This is a genomic window from Jiella pacifica (assembly GCF_010500815.1).
In the GTDB taxonomy this organism is placed as follows: domain Bacteria; phylum Pseudomonadota; class Alphaproteobacteria; order Rhizobiales; family Rhizobiaceae; genus Jiella; species Jiella pacifica.
Map to the genome: position 1 here is coordinate 215,106 of NZ_JAAAMG010000002.1, position 12,179 is coordinate 227,284.

Annotated in this window: 10 protein-coding genes; 4 read left to right on the forward strand and 6 right to left on the reverse strand. The window is 67.2% G+C overall.

The genetic code is table 11. The annotated features are described in order from the left end of the window. Nucleotides 1-169: 169 nt before the first annotated feature. A complete protein-coding gene (locus tag GTK09_RS03730; RefSeq protein WP_163461151.1) occupies nt 170-1,102 on the forward strand; it encodes a polyprenyl synthetase family protein in 933 nt (310 codons plus the stop codon). Between the two features lie 70 nt (nt 1,103-1,172). After that, entirely contained in the window at nt 1,173-1,709 is a 537-nt protein-coding gene (locus tag GTK09_RS03735; protein WP_246217685.1) for a sterol desaturase family protein, read from the forward strand. Here the strand turns inward: GTK09_RS03735 and GTK09_RS03740 are convergent. The 4 genes from GTK09_RS03740 to GTK09_RS03755 are packed head-to-tail and all read right to left on the reverse strand — an operon-like array spanning nt 1,683 to nt 6,687. After that, nucleotides 1,683-2,687: a phytoene/squalene synthase family protein gene (locus GTK09_RS03740; protein ID WP_163461153.1), complete on the reverse strand. Its 1,005-nt coding sequence runs from the start codon at nt 2,685-2,687 to the stop codon at nt 1,683-1,685. The two genes, GTK09_RS03735 and GTK09_RS03740, sit on opposite strands and share 27 nt — an antisense overlap. Before the next feature lie 25 nt (nt 2,688-2,712). Further along, entirely contained in the window at nt 2,713-4,239 is a 1,527-nt protein-coding gene (locus GTK09_RS03745) for a phytoene desaturase (protein ID WP_163461154.1), read from the reverse strand. Then, entirely contained in the window at nt 4,236-5,408 is a 1,173-nt protein-coding gene (crtY, locus tag GTK09_RS03750) for a lycopene beta-cyclase CrtY (RefSeq protein ID WP_163461155.1), read from the reverse strand. Before crtY ends, GTK09_RS03745 begins: the two co-directional genes overlap by 4 nt. Continuing rightward, nucleotides 5,395-6,687 (reverse strand): glycosyltransferase, encoded by a 1,293-nt coding sequence (locus GTK09_RS03755; protein WP_163461156.1) that lies wholly within the window; start codon nt 6,685-6,687, stop codon nt 5,395-5,397. Before GTK09_RS03755 ends, crtY begins: the two co-directional genes overlap by 14 nt. Before the next feature lie 238 nt (nt 6,688-6,925). Between GTK09_RS03755 and GTK09_RS03760 the strand changes: the two genes are divergently transcribed. Continuing rightward, nucleotides 6,926-7,480: a DUF2585 family protein gene (locus GTK09_RS03760; RefSeq protein ID WP_163461157.1), complete on the forward strand. Its 555-nt coding sequence runs from the start codon at nt 6,926-6,928 to the stop codon at nt 7,478-7,480. 19 nt (nt 7,481-7,499) lie between these two features. Here GTK09_RS03760 and GTK09_RS03765 read toward each other — a convergent pair whose 3' ends face one another. Both GTK09_RS03765 and GTK09_RS03770 read right to left on the reverse strand, forming a co-directional pair. Beyond that, nucleotides 7,500-9,074, reverse strand: coding sequence for an ATP-binding protein (locus GTK09_RS03765; RefSeq protein WP_163461426.1), 1,575 nt, complete (start codon nt 9,072-9,074; stop codon nt 7,500-7,502). 251 nt (nt 9,075-9,325) lie between these two features. Beyond that, on the reverse strand, nt 9,326-10,621 hold the full coding sequence (locus tag GTK09_RS03770) for a glycerate kinase type-2 family protein (RefSeq protein WP_163461158.1): 1,296 nt from the start codon (nt 10,619-10,621) through the stop codon (nt 9,326-9,328). Between the two features lie 137 nt (nt 10,622-10,758). Here GTK09_RS03770 and GTK09_RS03775 point away from each other — a divergent pair, with 137 nt between their 5' ends. Further along, complete coding sequence (locus GTK09_RS03775) at nt 10,759-12,177, forward strand: cytochrome ubiquinol oxidase subunit I (protein ID WP_163461159.1); 1,419 nt, start codon at nt 10,759-10,761, stop codon at nt 12,175-12,177. Nucleotides 12,178-12,179 lie beyond the last annotated feature (2 nt).

The window sequence follows — 12,179 nt, forward strand, 5'->3', positions numbered from 1 at the left end:
TTACGGCGAGGAAAGACTGTCGACAAGGTCGGTTTCCGGTTAAAGGTCCAGTCGAACGTCGCCAATTGTCGATGCGGTATGGAGTTCAAGACGATAGCAATGCTCGCAGAATTCGCGACCTTCCCCTCGGCGGCCGTCCCGGCCCGCGCTTCGACCCGGCGAGGTGGCGATGTCGCCTGAGCTCCTTCGCAGCCTGACCAAGCAGCGTGATCTGATCGATCGGCGGCTTCGATACCTGGTTCCCCGCGCCCTGCCCGGCCAGACGGCACTCGACGAAGCCATCGCGGCGAGTGTCCTTGCGCCGGGCAAGCGGCTCCGACCGATGATGACCGTCCTGGTCGCCATGGATCTCGGCGGCGACGTCGAAACCGCCGTCGATGCCGGCTGTGCGGTCGAGATGGTGCATGCCGCCTCGCTCACCCTCGACGACCTGCCGTCCATGGACGACGCGACGATGCGACGTGGCCGTCCTGCCGTGCATGCGGCCTATGGCGAGGACGTCGCCATCCTTGCCGCCATCGCCGCGCTCTCCGGCGCCTTCGAGACGCTGGCGAAATTGTCCGGCGCGAGCGACCAGGTGCGGGCGGAAAGCGTCGTGATCCTTACCCGGGCGGTCGGCGTTTCCGGCCTCGTCGCCGGCCAGCTGGCCGATCTGCGCGACGGCGCCCATCAGCGGGACGTGACGGACATCGCCGCGACCAACAGCCTGAAGACCGGCTCCCTGTTCTCGGCGGCGGTGGAAATCGGCGCGGTCGTCGCCGGTGCCGACCACCGGGTGCGGATCTCGCTCCGCAACTTCGCCACCGAGCTCGGCCACGCGTTTCAGCTGCTCGACGATCTGCTCGACGAGGCCGTCAATGCTGGCCGCACCGGCAAGGACGTCGGCAAGGATGTCGGCAAGTCGACCATCGGTTCGGTCATCGGCAGCGATTCCGTCGTCGGACGGATCGGCGCTCACGTGAAGAGGGCACACGCCTTTCTGAACGAGTCGCTCGGCCCGAAGAGCTTGATGCACGGCTGCGTCGACTTCATCTTCGAAGAGGCGATACCTGCCGAGATGGCGCGTGCAGCCACCAGCCGGCAGGACGTCGGCGCGAATTAGGCGGGCGCAGGACGTCGGTGAAGACATGTGGCGGCGCCGCCGAGAGGGGCCGCCAGCGATGGAGAAAGTTATGACGACGCTCGAATTTCTCGGCCTCGGGGTAGTGGCGCTCGTCGTCTTTCTGGTGATGGAAGGCGTCGCCTGGGCGGCCCACAAATACGTCATGCACGGCTTCGGCTGGGGCTGGCACAAGTCCCATCACGAGGAGACCGAGGGTCTCTTCGAAAAGAACGACCTTTATGCCGTGGTGTTCTCGGTTCTCGCGATCGCGCTGTTCGTCGTCGGTTCGGACGGCCATCCGGTGGTGTTCGCCGTCGCCGTCGGCATCACGCTCTACGGCGTGTTCTACTTCGTGGTGCATGATGGCCTGGTCCATCAGCGCTGGCCATTCCGCCACATTCCGCACAAGGGCTATGCCAAGCGGCTCGTGCAGGCCCATCGCCTGCACCACGCGGTCGAGGGCAAGGAGGGCTGCGTCTCCTTCGGCTTCCTCTACGCGCCGCCGGTCGAGCAGCTGTCCTCGGAGCTGCGGCGCCGGGGAACGGTCGCGGCCGAGCGGCAAGCGCAGAAGGGCGAGCCGTCAGAGCCTCGTGCGCCGGTCTCCTGACGTCCGCTCGGCGCCGGGCGCTTCCCCGAGCGGCCGCGCCCACAGCTTCGACGAACGCCTGACCGGCCAGGGGATTCGCGTTGCGCTTACCTTGAGGGCGCCGAGCCCGACATGGCGCAGCTTCGCCGCCCGGCTGGTCGAGACACGCTGGCCGTAGGCGGCCGCCCCCCGCGCCTTGATGTCGAGTCCGATCTGGCGATAGACGCCGTGCGCCGTGGCCACCGCCCAGGCCGAGCGGGCCGGAAGCGCGCTCAAGCCGAAGAAGGCGGAGCGATAATAGGGTTCGGCGAAATCAATCAGCCGCGCCGCCAGCGCCGCGACCTTCTCCCGTTTCGCCGGATCCGCGAGGTCCTTCGCCTCCAACCGGGCTTCGGCCAGCCACGCGGCGGGAACGTAGATACGCCCGAGGCGCGCGTCCTCGACGATGTCGCGGGCAATGTTGGTCAGCTGGAAGGCGATGCCGAGATCGCTCGCCCGGTCCAGAGCGCGCTCGCCCCTCGCCCCCATGATCATCGCCATCATCACGCCGACGACGCCGGCGACGCGGTAGCAGTAGGACAGCGTCTCCTCGATCGTCTCGTAATGCTCCTCGCCGACATCCATACGGTAGCCTTCGAGGTGCTCGACGAAGAGCCGTGTCGGCAGCTGGTGGCGATGGGCGACGTCGGCCATCGAGAGAAACGCGGGATCCACCCCTCCGTCGCCGTCGAGGGCTCGGAGCGTGTCGATGACGAGAAGGTTCAGCCGCTGCATCGGCTCCGGCTGCTCGGCCACCGGACGTCTCGAAAAGCCGAGATGCTGGCCGTCGATCACATCGTCGCAATGCCGGCACCATGCATAGAGCATCATGGCGCTCTTTCGAACCTCCGGAGCAAACAGCTTCGCGGCCGCGGCAAAGCTCTTCGAGCCCTTGGCGATCGTGTCCTCGGCGAGGGCCGCGAGTTCGGCCCTGTCGGCGCGGGCGTGCGGCGGCGGCATCGGTTCGCTCGCAATCGACATCGTCTCAGCCCGCACGATCCGCGATCATCAGACCGGCCGTCGCCTTGGCCGATCCGACGACACCCGGCACGCCGGCGCCTGGATGCGTCCCGGCGCCGACGAAATAGAGGTTGGCGATCTTGTCGTCGCGGTTGTGTGGCCGGAACCAGGCGCTCTGGGTGAGCACAGGGTCGAGCGAGAAGGCCGAGCCGAGATGGGCGTTCAGCTCCGACTTGAAGTCGGCGGGGGTGAAGATCCGGCAGGTGGCGAGGTCGTCGCGAAGGCCGGGAATGTAGCGCTCCTCCAGATAGGCGAGGATCCTGTCGCGGTAGATCGGCCCTTCCCTTTCCCAGTCGATATCCGCATTGCCGAGATGCGGCACCGGCGACAGGACGTAGAAGGCGCCCGCCCCCTCCGGCGCAAGCGAGGGATCGGTGACGCACGGATTGTGCAGATAGAGCGAGAAGTCGCCGGGCAGATCCGCGCCGTTGAAGATCTCGGAAATCAGTTCGCGGTAGCGCGCGCCGAAGCAGACGGTGTGGTGGCGGATGTCCGGCCGGTGGGTCTTCAAACCAAAGTAGATGACGAAGAGCGACATGGAGAAGCGCTTCTTCGTCAGCCGCTTCGCCTCGGAGGCGCCGCGGGCGCTGGCGCCGAGCAGGCCGCCATAGGTGTGGACGACATCGGCATTGGAGGCGACCATGTCGGCCTTGAAACGGCGCCCGTCCTTCAGCCGGACGGCGCTCGCGCGGCCGTTCGCCATCTCGATCTCGGCGACTTCCGCCGAGAGTTCGATCCGCCCGCCGATGTCGGTGAACAGCTTGACGAGGCCGGCGACGAGCGCGCCCGTGCCGCCCCGGGCGAACCAGACGCCCCATTGCCGCTCGAGGGCGTGGATCAGCGCATAGATCGAGGAAGTGGCGAAGGGATTGCCGCCGACCAGCAGCGAGTGGAACGAGAAGGTCTGGCGCAGCTGCTCGTTCTTGATGAAATCGGCGACCTTGGCATAGACGCTCTTCCACGCCTGCAGCCGGGCGAGCTGCGGCCCGGCGCGGATCATGTCGCGGAAATTCAGGAACGGCACGGTGCCGAGCTTCTCGTAGCCCTCCCGGAAGACGTCCTTCGAATAGGCGAGGAAGCGGCGATAGCCCTCGACGTCGGCCGGCTCGAACTCGAGAATCTGCCGGTCGAGCTCGGCTTGGTCGTTGACGTAGTCGAAGAAGCGGCCGTCTTCCCAGCAGAGCCGGTAAAAGGGCGAGACCGGCAGGAGTTCGACATAGTCCGCCATCGTCCGGCCGGCCGCGGCGAAAAGCTCTTCGAGCGCGCTCGGATCGGTGATCACCGTCGGCCCGGCGTCGAAGGTGTAGCCAGCATCCTCGTAGACATAGGCCCGACCGCCGGGCTTGTCGCGCTTCTCGAGGAGCACCGTCTCGATGCCCGCGGCCTGCAGGCGAATGGCGAGCGCGATGCCGCCAAACCCTGCGCCGACGACCACCGCCCGGCGGCCGGCTGCAGCGGTGTCTCGTGTCGCATCCAGAGGCGCGGCGCTCATGCGAGATCTCCCGTCAGGCGGTGGCGGGCAAGGACGCGGATGGCATTGCCGAACGGGACAGGCGGCTTGCCCGTCAGAATCCGCAGCTTGTCCCGCGTCTTCAGCCGGGCGGCGTAGAAGCGCGCGACCAGCGGCGCGTCGAGCCGATAGAAATGTTCGAGGATGCGGTAACGCTGCGAGGCGTCGCCGGCGAAATAGAGAAGGCGGTTGAGCATGCGGAAAAAGCCGCGCTCCTTCCAGGTTGAGACGGAATGGGCCCGTGTCTCGGCATAGACGGCCTCGGCATGAAGGTCCGGCAAACCGGCCAGGCGGTCGGCCAGCTTGACCGCATCCGGCAGCGAATAGCCGGTGGTCGGGTGAAACAGCCCGGCTGCAAGTCCGGAGGCGGGAACGCCGGCCTTCTCGTCCCAGAAGGCCTCGATGTCGCCATCGATGGCGATCGGCAGGATGCCCTCCTCCTCCCGGACGATCGTTTGAGCCTCCCAGCCATGGTCGGTCATGTACTGCCGGATCGAGGCCGTCAGCCGCGCACGATCGAGGTCGGCGCCGTCGGCGTAGTAGGTGTCTTCAATCAACAGCCGGGTCGCCGTCAGCGGCAGAAGATAGACGAAGCGGTAGCCGTCCGACTGCGGCACCGTCGCGTCCATGATCACCGGCCGGTCCACTCCATGGGGCTCTGCCATCTCGATTTCCTGGCCGAGAAATTTCTGGAAGCCGAGCCGCATGTGCCGGCTCGGCGCATGGCCGCGCCCGTCGACGACGCAGCCGGCCTCGATCTCGGTGCCGTCGTCGAGCAAGACGGAGGTCGGCGTCACGCCCCTAACCGGAGAGCCGCACAGTATCCGCTCACCCAGCCGCGCCGTCAGCAGTTCCCGGAACCTCTCGGAGGAGACGCTGCAATAGCCGGTGCCGAGGCGCTTGCGGCGGTTCGGAAAACGCACCTCGTTGTCGCTCCAGCGATAGGTCACGAAGGGCGCCATCCAGGCGTGTTCGGGGGACGTCAGATCACCCTCGTGAAACGACCATGTGTGGTTGCCGCCGACCTCGGGGCCCGCTTCGATCAGCCGGAAACGCAGTTCGGGACGCAGTTGCGACAGGCGCCAGGCGATGAGGCCGTTGGCGAGCCCGCCTCCGACGAGCGCGATGTCGAGACGTTCAGGTTCCGACATGGCTGTCCCGACCGGCCGGCCGCTCGAAGGCGCCGGGGGCTGCCACGGCCCGCTCGATGATGTCTCCCGCCAACTTCACTCCACCGGACCGTTGGATGTCGCGCCCGATGCGCAACACATTGTCAGTGAAACTAGACATTCTCAGCAATCGCTCAAGGCAGGCGGCAATGGATCGCGTGGACAAATGGCCGCGTGTCAGACGCAGGCCGACGCCGTGATGGACGATGCGGGCGGCAATTCCCGGCTGATCGAAGGCCATCGGGATCGCCAGCATGGGCGTGCCCGCTTCCAGCGCGTCGAGGACGGTGTTCATTCCGGCATGGGTGACACAGACGTCGGCCTCGGCGAGCATCGCGCGCTGCGGCACGAAATCTGTGACGAGGCGGGCCCCGATCGTCGCCGCTTCCGCCTCGGTCAAGCCGCCGCAATGGGCGACGACGCAGTCCGCGCCGACCCGCTGGCATGCTTTGGCGATCTTGCGGAACAGGCGCAGACGATGGCCCTGCAGCGTACCGAAAGAGACGAAGACGAGGGGGCGAGCCGGGTCGCGCCGGATCGGCAGCCCCGCTTCGTCGAGTCCTCTTCGGCGGATCGGCCCGACGGCATGGCGGATCGGTGAGGGCTGGCGCGGGAAGTCGAAGCCGTCGGCGAGTTGGCTGATCTGGCAGGTCGTCGACAGGCAGTCGCCCAGCGTCGCGATACCAGGCAGATCGAAGACATTAGCCCAACGGACGATGGTCTTCTTCTGCCGGGCCAGCAGGAGGCCAGCCACCGTCACCCCGCCCCGGTTGCGCTTCAGCCCCGTCTCGCTCGGATCGTAGGGCCAGCCGAGGAACGGCAGCGGCACCGTCGGATCGTCATGCACCGGCAGCGCCGAGGCGACCGAGACGAGCGGCAGGCCGAGGTGGCGGGCGATCAGCCCGGCGGCCGGCTCCATCTGATCGCCGACCATCGCCGTGACGTCCAGTTCCCGGCACAGCGCTGGCGCCTCGCGGCAGAGATCCTCCGTCAAACGCGCGGCATCGCGCACCGTCCTCAGCACCGCCAAAGGCGTGCCGCCGCCAGCCGCCCTGGCGATCAGCCGGTCGAGATCGTGACGCGAACGCCGGCCGACCTCGTGGACGAAGATCCCCTCGCCGGCGGCGGAGATCATCTCGGCGGCGCCTGCATTGACGATGAAGTGAACGCCATGGCCGCGGCAGCGCAACTCCTCCGCCAGGGCTTCGAAGAGGCGCATATGGCTGTAATAGGGTGGACAGACGACGGCAAATTCGGTCATCGAGAGGGGCTTTGCGGCAGATGCAGCTTGAAACGCTCGGCGGGCATGACATCCTTAGGCCAAGCCTTCCAGCCGCGCCATTCCCGCGCTTGGTTCATTGCCGTTCCAGCCACCGAAGTCCTCTCTTCAGCAAGCGCCCTTGTCTCTTCCGTCAGATCAAAGTGCCGCAGCGCCCTCCAGCACACAGAAGGCGCGCCACAATCCTCTGCAGTCGGCAAGGCACGCGATCAGCGAGCGCATGCCGGCGAAGGTCGACAGATCGATCTTCCAGTCCTTGGGCGTCAGCGTCTTTGCCGGCGCCGCCGTGTTTGCGGGCCTCGTCCTGTGGCTGCGCATTCTCGGCCGTCCCTGGATCTGTCCCTGCGGGATCGTCGAGATCTGGCAAGGCGAGCTGACGCAGGCCCAGAACAGCCAGCAGTTCTCGGACTGGTACTCGGCGCTGCACGTGATCTTTGGCATGGCGCTTTACGGCTTCGTGACGGTCATGGCGCCCCGCTGGCCGCTCGCCAAGCGCGCCGTCCTGGCCGTTCTGTCGAGCGCCGCCTGGGAGGCGATGGAGAACACACCGCTCCTCATCGCGACTTTCAGCCACTCCCCCGACGCGCCCGACTATTTCGGCGACTCGATTCTCAATGCGAGCGGCGACACGTTGTTCGTGCTCGCCGGTTTCTTCATGGCGGCAAGGCTTCCGGTCTGGGTGACGGTCGTCATGGCCGTCGCGCTCGATCTGACCATCGAACTGGCGATCGGCGACGGCTTCGTACTCGGCACGCTGCGGCTGATTTCCGGCTGACGCAGGCGCGAGAAACGTTCTACCCGCTCGTCCGCGCCAGCCTTGCCGCGCGCCTCGCCCGTGCCTCGTCGATGCTGTCGAGCCTGACCTCCGGCAGCTTGGTCCGCCAGTCGGTGCCCGATATCGTCACCACCCGGTTGCCGCGGAAGTCGCGGTCGGCCTTGATCAGACCGCGCTCGTCCATGAAGGACAGGAGGAACCGGCCGCGCGACGGCGAGTGGCTGCCATAGGCCCGCGCCAGCGCTTCGTCGGAGGGGCATTCGGCCTGGTCCCTGGCGGCCCTGGCGAGCATCATGAAGACGCCCTGCATCTCTTCCGGCAGTTCCCCGGCGAGCGCGATCACCGCCTGCCATTCCGGATCGTCGGTGGCCTCGCCGATACCGGCCCTGGCCAGCGACAACCGGCGGCGGAACGCCGTCATGTCGGTGGCAGCGCCCGAGATGCGCTTCAGCCGGCAGTGGGTCAGGAACTCCTGATAGAGCACCGGCACCGGCCGGAAGGCGGCTTCCGGGTCGTCGAGCATTTCGGCAAAGATCGCGTCGACGGCGGCAGCACGATCTTCGGCAGACCGCGGGTCCTCGTCCTCGACCGGTTCCGAAACAGACGGGCTCTGGCTGACACGCTCCAGGATCGCCCGGGTGGGCACGGCCGCGTCGGCAGGATCGAGGCGCGGCGCGGCGGGCGCCGGCGGAAAGCCCGGCGTCTGGCGCCGGGACTGGCGGCGCTCGGCCTCCTGCTCTTCCGGGCTGGCGGTGAAGACGAGATCGGCGAGATCCTCCGGCGCGAGTTCCGGCAGCGGGGCCAGCGTCGGCCGTCCGGCCTTCGAATGGGTCTCGGTCGTGCCGATCCGGATCGGCATGGGGCGGCGATAGAGCGCCGGTCCGAGGGCGACGAATTCGCCGGTGTTCAAGTCGCGGAACCGCTCGGCGGCGCGCCGGTCCATGCCGAGGAGATCGGCAGCGCGGGCCATGTCGATATCGAGGAAGGTGCGGCCCATCAGGAAGTTCGAGGCTTCCGCCGCGACGTTCTTGGCGAGCTTGGCGAGGCGCTGGGTGGCGATGACGCCGGCAAGGCCGCGCTTGCGACCGCGGCACATCAGGTTCGTCATCGCGCCGAGCGAGGCTTTCCGCGCCTCTTCGGAATGTTCGCCGGACATCGAGGGGGCGAACAGATGCGCCTCGTCGACGGCGATCAGCATCGGGAACCAGAAGGCCCGGTCGGCCTCGAACAGCCCGTTGAGGAACGCCGCCGAGCACAGCATCTGCACCTCCGCGTCGAGGCCTTCGAGATTGAGCACCACGGAGGCGCGATGCTGGCGGATGCGGCCGGCGATGCGGGTCAGCTCGGCAGGGGTCCGATTGGCGTCGACGACGACGTGGCCGTATTTCTCGGCGAGCGTGACGAAGTCGCCCTCCGGGTCGACGATCGCCTGCTGCACGTGGCCGGCACTGCGCTCCAGGAGACGGCGCAGGAGATGCGACTTGCCCGAGCCGGAATTGCCCTGGACGAGCAACCGCGTCGACAGGAGCTCTTCCAGATCGAGTTCGGCGGGCTCACCGTTCTGGGTCGTGCCGAGATCGACGGCGACGGTCATCATCTGCCTTTCGGGTGGATCGGGCTTGGGTTCGGCGGGGCGGCGCGCGGAACGCCGGAGCGGCGACCAGCACCATGGCTGAGACTAGCACGGCGCGGTGTAGCTTTGCCGCCGCAGATGCGGCTGTCCACAGAATCGCAAGTCCACTGTGGAGACACCTACAGTGGCCAAGGCCGGCCCGCGAGAATTCTGCAGCGCCCCTTCCATAGGCGTGCTCAGCGCGGCTGTCAGCAAACCACCGCCCCCGTTGCTCACCCCACCAGAATCACCCGGCAGTCGTTGACGTTCGTGTGCGTCGGTCCCGGTTCCAGCAGGTCCCCAAGCGCCGTGAAGAACCCGGTCGAATCGTTGTCAGCCAGCGCCGCGGTCGGATCGATGCCACCCGCCCGCGCCCGCTCCAGGGTGGAGGGCAGGACGAAGGCGCCGGCCGGGTCGGTGGCGAGGCCGGTGCCGCCGTCGGTGCCGTCGGTGTCGCCGGAGAGCGCGGCGATGCCTTCTTCGCCTTTCAGGGCGACGGCGAGGGCCAGCGCATATTCCTGGTTCGGGCCGCCCTTCCCCTCACCGCGGATCGTCACGGTGAGTTCGCCGCCCGACAGGATCGCGAGCTTTTCACCCCGAGCCCTCGCCTCCAGCGCCAGCCGCGCATGCTCGGCGGCAATGTCGCGCGCCTCGCCCTCGACATCGGCGCCGAGATTTTCGACGCGGTAGCCGGCGGCTTCCGCCGCCTGCGCGGCCGCGGCGAGCGCTTCGGCCGGCGTCGCGACGATGGCAAATTCGGCCCCCGCGAAAGCCGGATCTCCCGGCTTCGGGCTCTCGTTGGCGGGATCGTTCAACGCCGCGCGGCAACTTTCCGGCAGCGCGATGCCGCGGCTTTCGATGATCGCCAAGGCCTCGGCGAGCGTCGACATGTCCGGCACCGTCGGCCCGGAGGCGATGACGCTCGGATCGTCGCCCGGCACGTCGGAAATCGCCAGCGTCACCAGCCGCGCGCCCTTCACCCGCGCGGCGGCGGCGAGGCGCCCGCCCTTGATCCGCGACAGGTGCTTGCGAACGGTGTTGATCTCGCCGATCCCGGCGCCGCTGCGCAGCAGCGCCTTGGTCACCGCCTGCTTGTCCGCGAGCGAGACGCCGTCCGCCGGCGCTAGCCAGTTCGCCGAACCGCCGCCAGAGATCAGCGCCAGGACGAGATCGCCCTCGCCGGCGCCGGCGGCAAGTTCCAGCACCTCCTCGGTCGCCGCGAGGCCCGCCTCGTTCGGCAGCGGATGGCCCGCCTCGACGACGCGGATCGGGCCGGCCGGCAGCGCGTAGCCTTCGCGCGTCACCGCAACGCCGGTGATCCGGGCAGGATCGAGGCCGCAGATGTCGCGGTAATGCTCGAAGGCGGCTGATGCCATCGAGGCCGCGGCCTTGCCGGCGGCAAGGACGACGATGCGGCCGGTGGGTGGCTCGGGCAGATGCTCCGCCAGGATCTTCGCCGGATGAGCCGCGCCGACGCAGGCGGTAAATATCTCTTCCAAACACCGTTTCGTCTGCGCTTCGTCCATCATGTCCTCCGCTTTTTCCTGCCATCCTGACAATGCATAGCGCAAAGAGCGAAAAAAGGTCGCATTCGCCTCGTGCTGCGTTGCAGGATGATTAGATTGAGTCCAGACAACGCCTGTCCGAAACAACCGGGAGCCTTGAAATGTTCGAGGGCTTCGATGCCGTCGACCTGGCCCGTTTCCAGTTCGCCTTCACCGTCTCGTTCCATATCATCTTTCCTGCCTTCACCATCGGCCTCGCCTCCTATCTGGCGGTGCTGGAGGGGCTGTGGCTGGCGACCGGCAAGCCGGTCTACATGGACACCTTCAAGTACTGGGTGAAGATCTTCGCCGTGTCCTTCGGCATGGGCGTCGTCTCGGGCATCGTAATGAGCTACCAGTTCGGCACGAACTGGTCGGTATTTTCGGACAAGACGGGACCGATCCTCGGCCCGCTGATGGGCTACGAAGTCCTCTCGGCCTTCTTCCTTGAGGCCGGCTTCCTCGGCATCATGCTGTTCGGGCAGAAGAGGGTCGGCAACGGCCTGCATTTCTTCGCCACCGTCGTCGTCGCGATCGGCACGCTGTTCTCGGCCTTCTGGATCCTGTCGGTGAATTCTTGGATGCAGACGCCGCAGGGCTACGGCATCAATGCGGACGGGCAGTTCGTCCCGGAAGACTGGTGGGCGATCGTCTTCAACCCGTCCTTCCCCTACCGCCTCGTCCACATGGTGCTCGCCGCCTACTTGACGACGGCCTTCGTCGTCGGCGGCGTCGGCGCCTTCCATCTCCTGCGCAATCGCTACAATGCGAGCGCCCGGGTCATGTTCTCCATGGCGCTCTGGATGGCGACGATCGTCGCGCCGCTGCAGATCGTCGCGGGGGACTTCCACGGCGTCAACACGCTGGAGCATCAGCCGGCGAAGATCGCCGCGATGGAAGGGCATTTCGAGACCAACACCGACCATCCGATGCCGCTCACCCTGTTCGGCATTCCGAACATGGAAACGGCGCAGACCGACTATGCCCTCGACGTTCCCTATCTCGGCTCCCTGATCCTCACCCACTCGCTCGACGGCCAGGTGAAGGGCCTGAAGGACTTCCCGCGCGAAAACTGGCCCAACTCCACCGTCATCTTCTGGACGTTCCGGGTCATGGTGGCGATCGGCTTCGCCATGCTCGGCCTCGGCCTGTGGTCCCTTTGGAAGCGCTTCCGGGGTTCGCTCTACGAGTCCCACTGGCTGCAGCGGGCGATGATCCTGATGTCGCCGGCGGGATTCGTCGCCGTGCTGTGCGGCTGGGTGACGACGGAGATGGGCCGCCAGCCTTTCACGGTCTACGGCCTCCTGCGCACGGCCGAAAGTCATTCGCCGATCAGCGCGCCGGCGGTCGGCGCCTCGCTCGTCGCCTTCATCGTCGTCTACTTCCTGCTCTTCGGCGCCGGGACCTTCTACATCCTCCGCCTGATGGGCAAGGCACCGAGCCCCTACGAGGAGGATACGCCGCATCAGCCGACGCGGACGGCCGGCATCACCCCCGCCCCCTCCCTGGAGGGGCGCAACGTCCCTGATCCGGCGGAATAGGA